Annotated in this window: 14 protein-coding genes; all 14 read left to right on the forward strand. The window is 31.7% G+C overall.

Translation table 11 applies throughout. The features are described from left to right. Positions 1-484: 484 nt before the first annotated feature. Positions 485-1,033 (forward strand): oligoribonuclease, encoded by a 549-nt coding sequence (gene orn, locus BMSBPS_RS03720; RefSeq protein WP_022564261.1) that lies wholly within the window; start codon positions 485-487, stop codon positions 1,031-1,033. Positions 1,034-1,618: 585 nt separating this feature from the next. Next, positions 1,619-3,160: a bifunctional ADP-dependent NAD(P)H-hydrate dehydratase/NAD(P)H-hydrate epimerase gene (nnr, locus tag BMSBPS_RS03725; RefSeq protein WP_046201185.1), complete on the forward strand. Its 1,542-nt coding sequence runs from the start codon at positions 1,619-1,621 to the stop codon at positions 3,158-3,160. Beyond that, positions 3,157-3,633, forward strand: a complete 477-nt coding sequence (gene tsaE, locus BMSBPS_RS03730; protein ID WP_022564263.1) for a tRNA (adenosine(37)-N6)-threonylcarbamoyltransferase complex ATPase subunit type 1 TsaE — start codon at positions 3,157-3,159, stop codon at positions 3,631-3,633. The genes nnr and tsaE overlap by 4 nt, the downstream gene beginning before the upstream one ends. Further along, positions 3,633-4,907 (forward strand): N-acetylmuramoyl-L-alanine amidase, encoded by a 1,275-nt coding sequence (locus BMSBPS_RS03735; RefSeq protein WP_022564264.1) that lies wholly within the window; start codon positions 3,633-3,635, stop codon positions 4,905-4,907. The genes tsaE and BMSBPS_RS03735 overlap by 1 nt, the downstream gene beginning before the upstream one ends. A gap of 242 nt (positions 4,908-5,149) precedes the next feature. After that, entirely contained in the window at positions 5,150-6,961 is a 1,812-nt protein-coding gene (gene mutL / locus BMSBPS_RS03740) for a DNA mismatch repair endonuclease MutL (RefSeq protein ID WP_235375455.1), read from the forward strand. Beyond that, positions 6,954-7,904, forward strand: a complete 951-nt coding sequence (miaA, locus tag BMSBPS_RS03745; protein WP_046201187.1) for a tRNA (adenosine(37)-N6)-dimethylallyltransferase MiaA — start codon at positions 6,954-6,956, stop codon at positions 7,902-7,904. The genes mutL and miaA overlap by 8 nt, the downstream gene beginning before the upstream one ends. Before the next feature lie 106 nt (positions 7,905-8,010). After that, positions 8,011-8,280: an RNA chaperone Hfq gene (hfq, locus tag BMSBPS_RS03750; protein WP_022564267.1), complete on the forward strand. Its 270-nt coding sequence runs from the start codon at positions 8,011-8,013 to the stop codon at positions 8,278-8,280. 149 nt (positions 8,281-8,429) lie between these two features. Then, on the forward strand, positions 8,430-9,713 hold the full coding sequence (gene hflX / locus BMSBPS_RS03755) for a ribosome rescue GTPase HflX (RefSeq protein ID WP_022564268.1): 1,284 nt from the start codon (positions 8,430-8,432) through the stop codon (positions 9,711-9,713). 78 nt (positions 9,714-9,791) lie between these two features. Continuing rightward, positions 9,792-11,039 (forward strand): FtsH protease activity modulator HflK, encoded by a 1,248-nt coding sequence (gene hflK / locus BMSBPS_RS03760; RefSeq protein WP_022564269.1) that lies wholly within the window; start codon positions 9,792-9,794, stop codon positions 11,037-11,039. A gap of 3 nt (positions 11,040-11,042) precedes the next feature. Continuing rightward, positions 11,043-12,026 (forward strand): protease modulator HflC, encoded by a 984-nt coding sequence (hflC, locus tag BMSBPS_RS03765; RefSeq protein ID WP_022564270.1) that lies wholly within the window; start codon positions 11,043-11,045, stop codon positions 12,024-12,026. Between the two features lie 225 nt (positions 12,027-12,251). Next, positions 12,252-13,550 (forward strand): adenylosuccinate synthase, encoded by a 1,299-nt coding sequence (locus tag BMSBPS_RS03770; RefSeq protein ID WP_022564271.1) that lies wholly within the window; start codon positions 12,252-12,254, stop codon positions 13,548-13,550. A 609-nt stretch (positions 13,551-14,159) separates the two neighbouring features. Then, positions 14,160-16,463, forward strand: a complete 2,304-nt coding sequence (gene rnr / locus BMSBPS_RS03775; RefSeq protein WP_082085725.1) for a ribonuclease R — start codon at positions 14,160-14,162, stop codon at positions 16,461-16,463. Positions 16,464-16,698: 235 nt separating this feature from the next. After that, positions 16,699-17,223, forward strand: coding sequence for a 23S rRNA (guanosine(2251)-2'-O)-methyltransferase RlmB (gene rlmB, locus BMSBPS_RS04410; protein WP_022564273.1), 525 nt, complete (start codon positions 16,699-16,701; stop codon positions 17,221-17,223). A gap of 594 nt (positions 17,224-17,817) precedes the next feature. Continuing rightward, a complete protein-coding gene (gene rpsF / locus BMSBPS_RS03785; protein WP_022564274.1) occupies positions 17,818-18,216 on the forward strand; it encodes a 30S ribosomal protein S6 in 399 nt (132 codons plus the stop codon). Positions 18,217-18,495: the final 279 nt, after the last annotated feature.

Raw genomic sequence — 18,495 nt, forward strand, 5'->3', positions numbered from 1 at the left:
TATAAAATATATTTATATATTATTTAACATTCAATATAATTTTAATAGGTTAAATTAGTATGTTGAAATAACATACAAGAACATTGAGGTGTGTATTACAATATTTAGGTACTAATTTAAAGTCTCGATTTTAAATAAAGAACTACTTAAATGCCTAATAATCAGAATTGTTTATTTATAATCTAATTAGATTACTATATTAATTTCGTATCAAATAATAATATCGCATTATTTAGTAATCAATATTCAATAATTTCATTTGCGTAATTCTCAATATTTTTGAAAGGACTGACAGATTTAACGAGTACAATTTTTTTATTAATTAAAAAATTTTTGCTATTTTAAAATGCGTATTAGTTTGTAATTTTATTTTATTTTTAGGATTGAATTACTTAAATTTAGAATGTAATTGATAAAGTGAAATATAAAAAAATTATGAATTAAACTATAATGAATATTATGGTGCATAGCTTATGAGAGGACTATGAAAAATCAAAAAAAAAACAATTTAATTTGGATAGATTTAGAAATGACGGGTTTAAATCCAGAATATGCCCGAATTATTGAAATTGCTACATTAGTAACTAATTCTGACCTCGAAATTCTTGCAGAAGGCCCAGTCCTTGCAGTATATCAATCTCAAGAACAACTAACCATGATGGATACCTGGAATATACGCGTTCATACTAGTAGTGGATTATTAGATCGTGTTGCATCAAGCAAGTATAATATTCATAGAGCAGAAGAAACGACTATTAAATTTTTAAAACAATGGGTTAAAGAAGGAACCTCACCAATTTGTGGAAATAGTGTCGGTCAAGATCGCCGATTCTTATTTAAATATATGCCTACATTAGAAGCTTATTTTCACTATCGTTATCTCGATGTTAGTACTCTCAAAGAATTAGCACGTTTATGGAAACCTCAAATTCTAAAAAACCTTAAAAAATTTAATAATCATAACGCATTAGATGATATACGTGAATCATTAGCTGAGTTGTCTTACTATAGAAAGAATTTTTTACAAATTTAATAAAATTAAATGATGATCACATGATATTAAGGTATTTCAATTTAAAATTTAAAGATATATTAAATATATAAAAATTTTAAGCAATCATTATAAAATAATGCCTAGCATAGTAGCACTCTATTACTACGTATGTAATATTATTAATAATATAAAAATATTCACATTGTCGCATTTACTCGCTTATTTGAGTACTAGACGATGTTAGTAATACAAAACACCTGTGTATATAGTGAAAATATGAGAATATTAACTGGCAGTTTTATTTTATATAATAGATTTTATAATCTATCTCTCATATATAAGATTCGATCTTTCATGTACATAATGATATACTGACTATGAATAACAATATGAAATTTTAGTTATTGAATATTTTAAATTTTTTAAGAAAATTTTCTTTAATTACATTACAATGAAATTCATAATATTTTTTTAAAATTAAAATTAGCAAATTTAAGAAAATAATTAATAACTGATACAGTACATATTATTCATATTTAAGTGTTACTGACATTATGATAAAAATTTATTATTATAAAAACGGCAACATATTAATTTTTATAAAAAACAAGAGATTATCCTGATATGGTAAAGCAATCAATAAATTTTGATAGGAGCAATTTACCACAATCTGTATTTAATGTAAAAACAGTAAAAGAATTAGAGTGTAAAGCGATTGATACTCTAGGCATTACCATGTATGAATTAATGCTACGTGCAGGACAAGCCTGTTATGAATTAGCACGAGCACAATGGCCCGAAGCAAGGCATTGGTTAATTGCATGTGGGCATGGAAATAATGGTGGTGATGGTTATGTCATTGCACGACTCGCACAGGCAGCTGGAATTAACATAACACTACTTTCATGTAACAGTAGTTCTAATCTCGTAAATCAAGAAGCCAATATGGCACGTAACGCGTGGTTATCAGCCGGAGGCATGATTTACGATCCTGATATTATATGGCCTGAAAACATCGATCTTATCATAGATGCATTACTGGGAACAGGTATAAATAGAGCACCAATAGCACCTTATAATCATATTATTAATATGATTAATGCGCATTGTGCACCAGTGCTAGCTGTCGATATACCTTCTGGTCTAATGGCTAACAATGGTATAACACCAGGCGTAGCAGTTATTGCGAACCATACATTGAGTATATTGGCGCTTAAACCAGGACAATTAATTGGAAAAGCTCGCGATTATGTTGGTGTTTTACATTATCATGATTTGGGTTTAGCTATTTTGCTTACGAACATCAAAGCACCTATTATAAGGTATAGTGAACAAGATTTAGTGCGTTGGATTAAACCACGTAGAAGTAGTATGCATAAAGGTGATAATGGTCGTTTGTTGTTAATTGGAGGTGATCTTGGTACAGCAGGCGCTATCCGCATGACTGCAGAGGCAGCTCTACGTAGTGGTGCCGGTCTTGTCTATGTCTTAACACATGAAAATAATGTTACACCTATTCTTACAGCTCGGCCGGAACTCATGGTAGATATACTAAATGAAAAACTTTTAAAAAAGGCATTAGCATGGGCAGATGTAATTGGTATTGGTCCTGGTTTAGGTCAGCGTAAATGGGGTCAGAAAGCTTTGAAAATAGTTTCAGGTAATAAAAATAAAAAGCCGATGATTTGGGACGCTGATGCACTTAATTGGTTAGCCAGAAATCATGATAACCGTCAGAATCGAATCATCACTCCACACATTGGTGAAGCAGCACGTCTATTAAACGTTAGCATAAGTGAAATTGAGAATGATCTTATATATTCTGCCAAAACTCTAGCACAACGATATGGAGGTGTAATAGTGCTTAAGGGTGCAGGTACGGTAATTGTTAGCGAAACAGGCAATGTGGTTATTATTGATGTAGGCAATGCAGGTATGGCTACTGCAGGCATGGGTGATATATTAAGTGGTATAATTGCATCTTTTTTAAGCCAAAAATTAAAATTAATTGAAGCAGCTTATGCTGGTTGTGTCGTTCATGGCGCAACAGCAGATGCAGTTTGCCATCAGCGAGGTATGCGAGGCATGTTAGCCACTGATCTATTAAAACTAATGTGGCAGTTTGTTAATCCAGAGACAGAGATCACTGAAAAATTTCAAATATGAACGCTTGTATTATTACTTTACCTAATGAAATCTCAACGTTAAATCTAGGTATGAAACTAGGTTGCGTTTGCGATAAAGTTTTAATGATGTATCTATACGGCGATTTAGGTACAGGTAAAACCACGTTTAGTCGTGGTTTTCTACGCGCATTTGGCTATAATGGGCATGTTAAAAGTCCTACTTATACACTGGTAGAATCTTACTATTTAGGTAGTATAACATTATATCATTTTGACTTATATAGGCTGAATAATATAGAAGAATTAGAATTTATAGGTATTCATGATTATTTTAATAGTAATGCATTATGTTTAGTAGAATGGCCACAATTAGGAATAGGCATATTACCTGAACCCGATTTAGTATTAACTTTGCGTTACGTCAATACAATACGAGAAGCTGAGATTTTTTCGCTATCAAAAGAGGGAAAAATAATAATAAGAAAATTTAAAAGAATTAAGGATTTGTTTTAATGTTAAGGATAAAAATTTTTCTGTTAATAATCTTATGCTCCTTCTCAAATTCTATTTTTGCTGCTATTTTATACGGTATCAATGTAGAAAATAGTGATACTTTAGCGGAAATAACTTTAAATTTTAAAGGCAAGCCGACATATTTTTTTTTCTTACGAGATCATCCTTATTGCCTAGTATTAGATATGCGCCAAAACGGCATGATTACAGGTTTGCCATATCATTTTAAGGGTAAAAATATCATCCAACGCATTCGCAACAGTCGCTTAAAAAGTAAGCAAAAAATCCGTTTAATTTTTGAACTTACTCACAAAGCAAAGACATATGTCAAAATTATACACAAAAATCATGCTTACCGAATGACATTTAAGATTCACGCTATTGAACGAATTAGACCTAATAGAAAGTTACAAAAGATCTCAAGTAACATAGAACATTTTAAATATCGTAAGATATTCTATAATAAACTAATTTCTACAAGATTTATTGACAATACATTGTATAATTTTAAAAAAAAGGTAAGAAGACATCGTAATTTAGTAATTGTAGCGATTGATGCAGGTCACGGCGGTCAGGATCCCGGTGCTTCTAGCCAAAAAGGTCTACATGAAAAAAATATAACTATTGTCATTGCACGCAAATTGAAAGCGTTGATGGATCGAGATAATATATTTAAGGGAATATTAACGCGCAATGGTGACTATTTTATTTCAGTCAAGGGTAGATCTGAGATAGCACGTAAATCACACGCTAATTTTCTTATTTCAATCCATGTCGATTCTGCACATAATCATTCAGTAACAGGAGCATCAGTGTGGGTACTATCAAATCGTCGTGCTAAAATTGAAATGGCCCATTTGTTAGCAAAAAAAGAAAAGCAATTAAAGTTATTGGGTGGTCTAGGTGCTTTGTTAATAAATAGACAAATTGATCAATATCTTAGCCAGACTATACTCGATTTACAATTTGATTATTCAAAACGGGTCGGTTACGAAGTTGCTTTAAAGGTTTTACAGCAATTAAATTATGTTACATCGTTGCATAAACGTTTACCACAACATGCAAGTCTTGGAATATTACGTTCACCCGATATTCCTTCTTTACTTGTTGAAATAGGTTTTATTAGTAACAGCAGAGAAGCAAGATTAATTAATACTAAGATATATCAGAAAAAAATTGCACAGTCTATTTATAAAGGATTACGTAATTACTTTTTAGTACATTCTATACAATCAATGATTGATAATCCATATTCGTCATTAAACAGCGTATAATTGGTTCATTTTTTTAAGCATGGTATTTAGTAATTTTAAAATCTAAATAAATCACGAATGAATTATATTTCAACAATAATGCAAAAGATATTGTGAAAGATAGTATAGTACTTTAGAATTTTAAATTGTTTTAAGTATATCTTAATAAAAGCAGCAAATAGCAGACATAACTGGATAGAAAATACTAAAAAAGTAAAGAGAATTATTCTTCTAAATTTATGATCGAAATATGTAAAAGGATCATGATGTTACCGATAAAAATCTTATCACCTCAACTAATTAGCCAAATTTCTGCAGGCGAAGTAGTAGATCGTCCAGCATCAGTTGTGAAAGAGTTATTGGAAAATAGTTTAGATGCAGGTGCTACGCGAATTAACATTGAGATTGAAAAAGGTGGCACTAAACTGATTTATATTCGCGATAATGGTTGTGGTATACCGAAATCTGAACTTGCAATGGCGTTAGAGCGATATGCAACAAGCAAAATATCATCATTAGAAGATCTAGAAAATATTATTAGTTTTGGGTTTCGTGGTGAAGCACTTGCCGCTATTAGTGCGGTTTCAAGATTAACTCTTACCTCACGTACATCCGAGCAAGATGAAGGATGGCAAAGTTATATAGAAGGCAATGCAACAAAAATAATGTTAAAACCGGTAGCGCATCCGATTGGCACCTCTTTGAAAATTTTTGATTTGTTTTATAATACGCCAGCAAGGCGTAAATTTATGCGTACTGATAAGACGGAATTTATGCATATAGATGCAGTGATTCGTCATATTGCGTTAGCTCGTTTCGACGTAACGATATCATTATCGCATAATGGAAAATTAATGCGTCAGTACCACTCTGTCAGTGAAACAGTACATTTTAAAAAACGACTCCGCACAGTTTGCGGTATCAATTTTGTAAGACATGCACTGCGTATTGATAGGGGATATAATTCGTTATCATTAAATGGTTGGTTAGCTAATTGGAATACTTTGTATAAATTCATGAATTTAAAATATTGCTATGTTAATGGACGCATGATTAATGATCATGTTATTAATCACGCAATTAAACAAGCATATCAAACATGCTTTGGCGATAATCGTCAAGCGTCATATGTGTTATACTTAAATTTAGAACCAAATCAAATTGATGTCAATGTACATCCTGCTAAACGCGAAATTCGTTTTTATCAAACACGTTTTGTACACGATTTTATCTATCAAGCTATAGTGAAAACACTACAAAGTACAATTGCCACACACTCACCTATCATATACTCTAACAATCAAAAATTAACCTGCCAACCCATAAATCATCCATTAGATATTAAAAATAATGATTGTACTCAATCATTATCTTCTCGTATTTTAGATAGTAGCACAGAAGTAAGCGATCAAGTTTTTAACATTAAAGTTCATCAGCAAAAATTAAATAAAATATTATTATTACCATCTATGCATCTTAAAAAAGATGAAAAAATACCAGAAATATGCTATATACCAAATTTCGGTCGTTTATTAAGTATTGTACAAAAACGTTATGCGTTATTAGAACAAAATGAAATTTTTCAACTACTCTCTCTAGCTACTGCTGCATGTTTATTACAACAGACTCAGTTTCAAATTAAAGGAGTAAAAATAGAAGTATATTATTTACTTATACCTATAACATCAGAAATCACAATCAAGCAACAAGCTATTATAGATATATATACGGAGCTTTTAAGCCTTACGGGTATTAATGTAAAGAAAGAAGATCGCTATATAACTCTTTTTTCTGTTCCTTTCCCTTTACAAAAACAAAACTTACAATTTTTTATTCCAGCTTTGTTGGATTATCTTGAAGAGCAGAAAAATATTTCTATATCCTCTCTGATTGAATGGTTAGCGAATTATGTCAATTTTAAAGATATTCAATGGAATCAATATGAAGCAATTTTATTATTAGAAGAACTATCCTATCTTCGTCCAGAATTACTCATATCACACTCTTCAAATACTTCATGTCTAGTAAAAACAATTGATATTGAAAAAGCAATTAAAGCATTACAAAATGAGTAAAATAAATCATATTTACCTACAGAAAGCAATTTTTTTGATGGGACCAACAGCTTCTGGAAAAACATCACTTGCAATTTCGTTGCATCAAAAACTACCAATAGAGATTATCAATGTTGATTCTGCTTTGATTTATCGTGACATGAATATTGGTACTTCAAAACCATCGCTACAAACACTAAAACTTGTTCCTCACCACCTGTTGGATATTCGTGATCCAGCAGAAATTTATTCTGCTGCAGAATTTCGTCGTGATGCCTTAGCAATAATGGAAAATATTATTCAAAAAGGTAAAATTCCATTATTAGTCGGAGGAACAATGTTCTATTTTAAAGTTTTGCTTGAAGGATTATCTCCACTACCTGCAGCTAATTATCAAATACGTCAGAAAATAGAGAGAATCGCGGCAAAAAAAACATGGTCATATTTGTACCATGAACTATGTAATATTGACCCTCTTACTGCCAATCGTCTTCATCCAAATGATACACAAAGAATTTCCCGGGCGCTGGAAATTTTTTTTGTATCTGGTAAAACTTTAACAGAATTAAAAAAAAACAATATAAAAAAAATACCTTATAAAATATATCAGTTCGCAATTACTCCAGAAAATCGTAAAATATTGCATCAACGTATCGCTCTGCGCTACCATCAAATGTTAGCATCAAATTTTGAAGAGGAAGTTTATAGTTTATTTAAAAGGGGTGATCTACATATTAATATGCCCTCTATTCGATGTGTAGGTTATCGCCAGATGTGGTCCTATTTATCTGGAGAAATTAATCATGATGAAATGACTTATCGTGGAATTTATGCTACTCAACAACTCGCTAAACGTCAAATGACTTGGTTACGCAATTGGCCTAATTTGAATTGGTTAAGCAGTGAAAATATACATTTAGCATGTGATGCAGTGCTACGTGTATTGAATGAAAAGAATGCGTAATTATATCAAATTGATATATATCGATATATTTAATTTAATTCGGTTGTCTGAACTACAATTCTTCTTAAAATAATTAAACAATATACATAATTTAAGGACAAGATGAATGGCTAAGGGGCAATTATTACAAGAACCGTTTTTAAACGCATTACGTCGCGAACGTGTGCCAGTTTCGATTTATTTAGTAAATGGGATTAAACTTCAGGGACAAGTGGAATCGTTTGATAAATTTGTAATCTTATTGAGAAACACAGTTAGTCAAATCGTTTATAAACACGCTATTTCTACAGTAGTTCCTTTGCGTCCCGTATCGCATCATAGCAATTATACAAGCGGATATAGTAATTATCAATATCGCACTATTATAGACAGTTAAAATATTTATGGTTAATAACAATGGATTAAAAATAACTGATGAGATCATATATACTTTGGGTACGTTACTAAAGTTAATTAAATTAAGAGTGGAAAAAAGCATGATAGTTTATTTTTGTTTTTTTTAATATTTTGAAGAGAGGTTATTGCTTGTTTAACCATTTTAATGCGGGTGAACAGACCATACTAGTACATATATGGTTTTCACAAAGTAAAACACCAGAAGATTTAGAGGAGTTTAAAACTCTTGCTGCTTCTGCATGTTTACCAAGCTCTCTCGTAATTACTGGTCGTCGAAAAGCACCGCATCCTAAATATTTTGTTGGTGAAGGAAAAGCTTTAGAAATTGCTGATGCAGTAAAAATGCAAAAAGTATCTGTTGTATTGTTTAATCATGCTTTAACAGCTACTCAAGAACGTAATCTTGAAAGGTTGTGTTCTTGTCGTATTATGGATAGAACTGGTTTAATTCTCTACATTTTTGCTCAGCGTGCACGTAGCAATGAAGGTAAATTACAAGTTGAACTAGCTCAATTAACATATTTTATGAGTAGATTAGTGCGAGGATGGACGCATCTTGAACGTCAAAAAGGTGGTATTGGTTTACGAGGAGGACCTGGTGAAACACAAATAGAAATAGATCGTCGTTTACTCCGTAATCGCATGGATCATATTCTACGTCGTCTTGAACGTGTAGAAAAACAACGAACACAAAGCAGACAAGTACGTAATAAAGCAGATGTGCCAACATTGTCGCTAGTAGGCTACACCAATTCTGGAAAATCCAGCTTATTCAATGCACTAACATCTGATAATGTTTACACAGCTGATCAATTATTTGCTACACTTGATCCTATGCTACATCGTCTAGATGTGGCAAATGTAGGCAAAGTAGTAATAGCAGATACAGTTGGTTTTATTCGGGATCTTCCCCTTGAATTAATTGTAGCATTTAAGGCTACATTAAAAGAGATCAGTCAATCAATGTTATTATTACATATTGTCGATTCGGTTGATCCACGTCTGAATGACAAGATTCAGCAAGTTAATAAAATTTTGGCAGAGATTAAAGCTGACAAGATTCCCATGCTCTTAATTATGAACAAAATCGATCTCTTCAAAAACTGTGAAGCACGTATCGATCGTGATGAAAGAAATAAACCCATTTGTGTATGGCTTTCTGCTCGTACAGGTATAGGTCTTCCATTGTTATTTCAGGCGTTGTCTGAACATTTAGTTTCTGAAAAAACTAAATACAATTTATGTTTACCACCACAATTAGGTTATTTGCGTAGTTATTTTTATGCATTGCAAGCAATTGATACAGAATGGGTTAAAGAAGATGGTAGCATGATTTTACAAATACGTATACCGGTTGTCGAATGGTTACGCCTTTGTAAACAAGAACCGTTATTAAATAGTTATCTGATTTAATAAATCACTATTGATTAATAAATTAATATTCATTTATATAACATAAAGATACGATAAAATAAAAAACGGAGTAAGGCAATGTTTTGGAATCAGCCTGGAAATAATATATATCATCGCGACCCATGGGGAAGTAATAATAATCCAGGCGGAAACTCTGGGGGAAAAAATAATCAGGGACCTCGTAATCAAACTCTACCAGATCTAGATGATATTTTCCGTAAGTTAGGAAAAAAAATTTGCGGTCTAGGAATCAGCAAAAATAATAAAAATCAATATGATACTAAAAATAGTAGCAAATTAATATGTATTGTTATTATAACAGTAGTCGTTACATGGATAATGAGTGGTTTCTATACGATTAGAGAGGCAGAACGTGGTGTTGTAACACGTGTTGGAAAATTTAGTTATTTGGTGGAACCTGGTCTAAATTGGAAACCAACTTTTATTGATCTAGTTCATACAGTGAATGTAGAAGCAGTACGTGAACTAGTAGCTTCAGGTGTAATGTTAACATCAGATGAAAATGTAGTGAGAGTAGAAATGAACGTTCAGTATCGTGTGGTTAACCCCGAACGTTATTTATACTCCGTAACTAATGCAGACAATAGTTTACGTCAAGCTACAGATAGTGTACTTCGGAGCGTCATTGGTCGTTCTACAATGGATCGTATTTTAACTGAAGGTCGTACTATAGTACGAAGTGAAACTCAACGTGAGATTGACGAAATTATTCGCCCTTACGATATGGGAATTATATTACTTGATGTTAATTTTCAGGCTGCACGTCCGCCAGAAGAGGTAAAAGCCGCTTTTGATGATGCAATTGCTGCTCGTGAAAATAGAGAACAATATATACGAGAAGCAGAAGCTTATGCAAATGAAGTACAGCCGCGCGCCAATGGTCAAGCACAACGTATTCTTGCAGAAGCTCTTGCTTATAAAGAACGTACAGTATTAGAAGCACAGGGCGAAATAGCACATTTTAACCGCATACTTCCAGAATATAAAGCGGCTCCTTTAATTACGAAAAAACGTCTCTATATCGAAAGTATGGAACGTATACTTCATCTTTCACGAAAAGTGTTGATTGATAACAGTGCAAATCATGTTACATTATTACGGCTCGATCAGTTATTCAATGAAAATAAAAAGATTAATAATAAAAAAACGCGGAACAATATTAACGTGATTAAACAATCTCCATTATCATCTTTAGAACACAATACAAAACGGCAAGAAACTACATCGTACAATGCGAATGATATTATGAATAAACGTCGCATTAATGCCTTGCGTCACGACATATCACGTGAGCCAAGGAAATAATTGATGCGTAACTTAATGATTAGCATTATTCTTTTTCCATTAATAATATTATATTTCTCCTTGTTTATAGTCGAGGAAGGTCAACGAGGTATTGTGCTGCGTTTTGGTAAAGTGCTACGTAATAATCACAATCAATCTGAGGTTTATGCACCAGGTCTTCACTTTAAAATCCCATTCGTTGAAACAGTAAAATCGTTAGATGCTCGTATTCAATCTATGGATAACCAAGCTGATCGTTTCGTAACTAAAGAGAAAAAAGATTTAATTATAGATTCTTATATTACATGGCGTATTAGTGATTTTAGTCGTTATTATTTGACAACTGGCGGTGATGATATTACTCAAGCTGAAATGCTATTAAAGCGCAAGTTTAGCGATCGTTTGCGTTCTGAAATGGGACGTTTAAATGTCAAAGATATTGTAATCGACGCTAGTGGAAGATTAGCAAATAACGTCAAAGATGCTTTGAACTCTGGCAGCGATGATGAACCAGAAAATCAGCCTATAAATGTATTAACTTATGAGCAAAAAATGAGTCTTACAAGTATAAACAATAGTAATGATTTTCATCCTAAATCCAACAGTATGGCTGCATTAGGTATTCAAGTAGTAGATGTACGTATAAAACATATCAATTTACCTACTGAAGTATCTGACGCCATTTATAATCGTATGCGTGCAGAGCGTGAAGCAGTAGCACGTCGACAACGCTCACAAGGAAAAGAAGAAGCGGAAAAATTACGTGCCCAGGCCGATTATCAGGTTACACGCACATTAGCAGAAGCAGAGCGCACAGCACTAATTACACGGGGTGAAGGTGATGCTAAAGCAATGAAGTTATTTGCTAATGCTTTCAAGCAAGACATAGATTTCTATGTTTTTATTCGTAGTTTACGTGCTTATGAGCAAAGTTTTTCTTGTTATCAAGATGTGCTGATTCTAAATCCAACAAGTGATTTTTTTCGTTATATGAAACCACCTTTATAAAATTAATACTATCTATTCGAATTTCTTTTAATATCGATATACTACAAAACCATATCTTATTTTTTATTGAAAATAAATGTTATTTTAAACATTGATATTTATTAATACACTAAGAAATTTTAGGATGGTTTTGTGAACTTGTAATACAAATTTTATCCTAAAAATACTGAAATTAAAAATCTGAGATGGTAAAATCTATTTTTAAGCAATTGGTAATTTTAAGAAATGGGTACAAACGTCGTTATAGTAGGCACACAATGGGGTGATGAAGGAAAAGGGAAAATTGTTGATCTTCTAACAGAACGTGTGAAGTACGTTGTGCGTTACCAAGGTGGTCATAATGCAGGTCATACACTTGTTATAAATGGCAAACAAACTATTCTTCATTTAATTCCATCAGGTATACTACGCAAAAATGTTATTAGTATCATTGGAAATGGTGTAGTGCTATCTCCTGAAGCGCTCATGAACGAAATTAAAAATTTAGAAAAAAGTAATATACCAGTACGCGAACGTTTAGTCATTTCTAAGGCTTGTCCGCTAGTTTTACAATACCATGTTGCAATGGATTTAGCTCGCGAGAAAGCTCGTGGAAATAGAGCTATCGGTACTACTGGTCGAGGGATTGGTCCAGCTTATGAAGATAAAGTTGCGCGTCGTGGTCTTCGGATAATTGATCTTTTTAATAAAAAAATTTTTGCGATTAAACTTAAAGAACTAATTGATTTTTATAACTTTCAATTAGTTCATTATTATAAAGAAGACGCAGTTGATTATAACAAAGTTTTAAACAGTGTTTTAGAAGTTATAGATATACTTATTAGCATGGCGGTAGATGTAAGTGAATTACTTGATCGAGCTCAAAAACGAGGTGAATTAACCATTTTTGAAGGTGCGCAAGGTACGTTACTCGATATTGATCACGGCACCTATCCGTATGTAACTTCTTCTAATACCACTTCCGGTGGTGTTACAATGGGATGTGGTATTGGTCCACGTTATATCAATTATATACTAGGCATTGTAAAAGCTTATTCTACTCGTGTAGGTTCTGGTCCATTTCCAACAGAATTATTTGATGAGATAGGTGAGTGGTTGTGTGTAAAAGGTAAAGAATTTGGTGCAACTACTGGTCGTCGTCGACGAACTGGTTGGCTAGATGGAGTTATTTTACGACATTCAGTGAAAATCAATTCACTTTCTGGTTTCTGTATTACTAAACTAGATGTATTAGATGGCCTAAAAGAAATTAAAATTTGTATAGCTTATAAAATGTTAGATGGTCGTGAAGTAACTACCACGTTAATGTCTAGTGAAGAATGGGAACATGTTAATCCAATTTATGAAATAATGCCTGGATGGCAAGAAAGTACTCTTGGTGTAAAGACTTTAGATGGCTTGCCTGCCGCTGCCCGTAATTATATAAATAGACTAGAAGAGATAACGGGTGTCCCAGTTGATATCATTTCTACTGGTCCAGATCGGAGTGAAACTGTGATTCTTCGTGATCCCTTTAATATATAATATTTCTTGGCCGGATTTTTGCGTCCGGCTTATATTTATTTGATCTACTTGTTACTCTAAGTGAACTAATTTGAATTTTAACGTTTTATAAAGAAGCTAACTCATGAAAAAAAGAGTTTTCAAATAATTATTTGAGAATATATTAAAATTTTAACCATTTAAATATTATAATTTAATAATCTAAAGATATAGATATATCTGCTAGATATAAAATTTAGCCAATCGTGTTCGCATCAATTTCTAACTTTTGCATTTAATTAACAAAATAACGCATTACTAAAGTTAAGAATAGAATATACGTATATCATGATGATACAGTTAAAATCCATTAACTAAGCCAACGGAATTTGTTTAGGCATAGGTTTAAAAAAGTTGTGATTAGTAAGTCGTGTGAGATAATAGAATTATTGTAACTAGTAAATTTTATAAGATATACAATCACGCTAACTCAGTATTTAGTGTGTGTATAAAAAAATATATAGTTGAATTATTTCTCGAAAATTATGTAACTATAAATTGGCCGATTTGGTGAAAATAGTGACTTGCTATACTATGTTATTGTCTAAACCACCGGTGGGAATTGAAATTAAATAACATCGGAAAAATATTATGTCAAAAGATCCTTTTGAGGATAGAGAAATTAAAAAATCCCATCATCCTATTCCAAGTCGGGAATTTATTTTAGCGTTGTTAGAAAAACGCAAAAAATCAGCTACTCGTGATGAAATTGCAAAAGAATTAAATATTACTACTAAAGAACGAGAAACACTCCGACGTTATTTACGTGCTATGGAACGTGATGGACTCTTAGTCTTTACTCGTCCTCAGCGCTATTTTTTACCAGAACACCCTGATCTAATACGTGGTAAGGTTATAGGTCATCGTGATGGTTATGGTTTTTTGCGTGTTGAGGGAGATAAAGATGATTTCTATTTATCTAATAAGCAAATGAAATTTTGTTTACATGGAGATTTTATTCTTGCACAAATTATTAGCACAGATAGCAAAGCTCGTCGTGAAGTAAGAGTAATACGTATTTTAGAACCACGTAATAGCTATATTGTAGGACGTTATTGTACTAATTCCGGTACTAGTTTTGTAGTACCAGACGATAATAGATTGAATTTTGATGTTCTTATTGCACAACAAACAAACACAGATAGTTTAAAGACAGGTTTAATAGTAGTAGTAAAAATCATGCAACGTCCAACTTATCGTACAAAAGCAATAGGTGAAATTACTGAGGTGTTAGGTGACAGTAGCAATATGGGAACTAATTTGATCGTAGATATGGCACTACGTACTTATGAAATTCCATACACTTGGTCAGAGAAAGTAAAAAAAGAGGTAGATAACTTTAAGCTGAATGACGATATACCGGAATGCGAAAAAAAAGATCGTATTGATCTTCGTCATTTACCGTTTGTTACAATTGATGGAGAAGATGCGCGTGACTTAGATGATGCAGTGTATTGTGAAAAGAAATCTGATGGTACTTGGAAATTGTGGGTTGCAATTGCCGATGTGAGTTATTATGTGCGTCCTGGTAGCATGCTTGACAATGAAGCATATAAGCGAGGTACTTCTGTTTATTTTCCGTCTTGTGTAGTTCCAATGTTGCCCGAAGTGCTTTCTAATAACCTTTGTTCTCTTAATTATCATATGGATCGATTATGTATGATATGTGAAATGAATATATCGGCTAAAGGAAAGCTGATTGATTATAAGCATTATGAAGCAGTTATAAAGTCATATGCTTGTCTTACTTATAATAAAGTTTTTAGTATTCTAAAAGGTGATTCAGCATTACGTTCTCGCTATAAGGAATTGGTAAAACATCTTGAAGAACTTTATTGCTTATATCAGACATTAGAAATAGCAAGAAAAAAACGTGGCGGTATTTCATTTAAAACAGAAGAAGCTAAGTTTATTTTTAATGCAGACAAACGTATTGAGCGTGTAGAAAGGACTATGCGTAACGATGTACATAAACTAATTGAAGAATGTATGATTCTAGCTAATATTGCATCAGCAAGTTTTGTAGAGAAAAATGAAGAGCCTACTCTCTTTCGTGATCATGATCGTCCTAGTGTTGACAGCATTAATAGTTTTCATTCTGTATTAAAAGAACTAGGATTAAGTCTTCAAGGTGGTCTCAAACCACAACCTATTGATTATGCGGATTTACTAACAAAAATTGCTGATCGTCCAGATGCGGAAATGTTGCAAACTATGCTATTACGATCAATGAAACAAGCTGTTTACGATCCTGAAAACCGAGGCCATTTCGGTTTAGCATTAACTTCATATGCGCATTTTACTTCACCAATTCGTCGTTATCCCGATTTATTACTACATCGTACTATTAAATATTTATTACTAAAAGAAAAAATTAATTTAATTGGGCAAAATACTACTCCTACAGGCGGTTATCACTACAATTTACAACAGATGTTAAAACTTGGTCAACATTGCTCAATGACCGAACGTCGGGCTGAAGAAGCAACACGTGATGCTTCAGATTGGTTAAAATGTGATTTTATGCAAAATCAAGTCGGTAATATATTTCATGGAATAATCTCTAGTGTAACTAACTTTGGTTTTTTTGTGCGTCTTAATGATTTATTTATTGATGGTTTAGTGCATATTTCTACTTTGAATAATGATTATTATAATTTCGATCAGGTTGGTCAGCGTTTAATTGGTACTTCTGGCGGTAATATTTATCGACTTGGAGATTCAGTAGAAGTAAGGTTAAATGCAGTACACATGGATGAACGTAAAATTGATTTTACGTTAATAACTACCAAAAATCTTGTACATAGAAAGTGCAAAAACATAAACAAACGTGATCAAAAAATTATTAAAAAAGTACATAGAAATTGTAAAAATTTAAATAAAAACATCTTATAAAAAGATTGAATATCATTATTAATTATCTTAAAAATTTTTAAAAAATATAAGTATTATATTTTAATTAAAATTAATTAAGGATAAAAAAATAAATATTTTTGAAAACTAATGAAAACAAATATTTTAAATTCTGATTTAAAAATGCATAAAATAATTTTTAGTATTCATTGCGTATAAATTTTATTAAAAAGACAGTCTCAATAATTTCAAAAAGTTTTTATTATTTAGAGAACATATGGCGCATATTAAAATGACTAAAGATTATCATGAAAATAGATTATTGGAGTTATTAGAATCTATAACAAATCCATTGCTGCTAATTCTTGATTGCATAACTGATCCACATAACTTAGGTGCTTGTTTACGTTGTGCTGATGCAGCAGGTGTACATGCAGTAATTGTACCGAAAGATCGTTCTGCACCAATTAATGCTACAGTGAAAAAAGTTTCTTGCGGTGCAGCTGACAATGTTCCATTTATTCGTGTAACTAACTTAGCACGTACTATGCGTTTGCTTTTAGCACATAATATTTGGATTATAGGCACTACTGAAAAAGCCTCTAGTACTCTTTATCAGAGTAAATTAATCGGTTCTATAGCTCTAGTGATCGGTTCAGAAAGTAAAGGAATACGCCGTTTAACTCGAGAACATTGTAACCAACTTATCAGCATACCTATGTTAGGTAAAGTGTCCTGTTTGAATGTATCAGTTGCTACTGGAATTTGTTTATTCGAAGCTATTCGTCAACGTAATACTTAAGTTTTCTATTTAAGAATAAAAATATAATTATGTATGCACATATAGCTTATTAGTATCAGAATTAAATTCTGAATTATTTTTAATATATGGAGTATGTACATCAATTAACTATATTGATAACTATTCTTATAGTTATTTTGACATTGATACAATATACTCTAAAACTAGAAAATAACTATTATCATGGTATAAATTGTTTAGTAATGAGGTTATTATATTTAATTTATATTAAATTTTATATTTAAAAAGATAAGATTAAATGAGATAATTATTCTCTATAATTTATTTTTTATTATAAATTACACTATAATATGATATAATCACAGTATATTATACTGTAATTTATTTAAAATTAGGCGATAATATTGATGTTTTTCAAATTTGTTTGAAAATTCATATCGGAATAAATATATAATTTGATTTATATTAAAATCATAGGCATAATAAAATTTAATTTTAGACTATTCTTGCAGAATAAATATGTCCTAACATGGAATATTTATGATATTTTTTTTTTAAAGTTCCTTGCTTCCGCTAGTTAAGGTTAATCTTTAACAGAGTAAGCTGCGTAATCCATAAGGAGCACTTAATTTTATGCGTCATTATGAAATTGTATTGATGGTTCATCCCGATCAGAGTGAACAAGTATCAGGTATGATTGAACGTTATAGTAATGCTATTGCCGATACGAAAGGAAAAATTCATCGAATAGAAGATTGGGGTCGACGTCAGCTAGCGTATCCAATCAAAAAACTGCATAAAGCACATTATATTTTAATGAATATAGAAGTATCTCAGAAAATGATTGATGAATTAGAAACTAATTTTCGTTTCAATGATGCTATTATTCGTAGTATAATTATACATGTTAAACATGCGATAACTAATGCTTCTCCGATAGGTAATAAATCAAAAGATGAACGCCGTGAACGTCAGGAAGAGTTTACAACCCACTTCGTTGTGGATGAATTAAATTATAGAGATTCTAAATAGTAGTTAGAATATTCATGTAAAAAAATTATCTTAGTTTGTCTGGTGGAATGTATAAAATTACTATACGAAATATTAGTCAATTAAGAATTCTCCAGCATCATTTTATGTTAGAAAATCATTGAACAAAAAAACTCGTTGTTATAAAAAACTTAGTATAATATTTAATTATTAGCGTTACTATTTTCAAACGACTACTCAAAGTATGTAGTGAAGTTGAAAACTTAACTAGTTCGGGATTTTAATATTTTTGATCAAATACATACAAGTTTTTTAGAATTA

Source organism: Candidatus Pantoea carbekii (assembly GCF_000971765.1).
Taxonomy (GTDB): domain Bacteria; phylum Pseudomonadota; class Gammaproteobacteria; order Enterobacterales; family Enterobacteriaceae; genus Pantoea_A; species Pantoea_A carbekii.

Excerpts from the sequence above, each read along its gene's own strand:
- orn (WP_022564261.1), top strand. The coding sequence starts at position 485 with ATGAAAAATCAAAAAAAAAACAATTTAATTTGGATAGATTTAGAAATG.
- nnr (WP_046201185.1), top strand. The coding sequence starts at position 1,619 with ATGGTAAAGCAATCAATAAATTTTGATAGGAGCAATTTACCACAATCT.
- tsaE (WP_022564263.1), top strand. The coding sequence starts at position 3,157 with ATGAACGCTTGTATTATTACTTTACCTAATGAAATCTCAACGTTAAAT.
- BMSBPS_RS03735 (WP_022564264.1), top strand. The coding sequence starts at position 3,633 with ATGTTAAGGATAAAAATTTTTCTGTTAATAATCTTATGCTCCTTCTCA.
- mutL (WP_235375455.1), top strand. The coding sequence starts at position 5,150 with ATGATGTTACCGATAAAAATCTTATCACCTCAACTAATTAGCCAAATT.
- miaA (WP_046201187.1), top strand. The coding sequence starts at position 6,954 with ATGAGTAAAATAAATCATATTTACCTACAGAAAGCAATTTTTTTGATG.
- hfq (WP_022564267.1), top strand. The coding sequence starts at position 8,011 with ATGGCTAAGGGGCAATTATTACAAGAACCGTTTTTAAACGCATTACGT.
- hflK (WP_022564269.1), top strand. The coding sequence starts at position 9,792 with ATGTTTTGGAATCAGCCTGGAAATAATATATATCATCGCGACCCATGG.
- hflC (WP_022564270.1), top strand. The coding sequence starts at position 11,043 with ATGCGTAACTTAATGATTAGCATTATTCTTTTTCCATTAATAATATTA.
- BMSBPS_RS03770 (WP_022564271.1), top strand. The coding sequence starts at position 12,252 with ATGGGTACAAACGTCGTTATAGTAGGCACACAATGGGGTGATGAAGGA.
- rnr (WP_082085725.1), top strand. The coding sequence starts at position 14,160 with ATGTCAAAAGATCCTTTTGAGGATAGAGAAATTAAAAAATCCCATCAT.
- rlmB (WP_022564273.1), top strand. The coding sequence starts at position 16,699 with ATGGCGCATATTAAAATGACTAAAGATTATCATGAAAATAGATTATTG.
- rpsF (WP_022564274.1), top strand. The coding sequence starts at position 17,818 with ATGCGTCATTATGAAATTGTATTGATGGTTCATCCCGATCAGAGTGAA.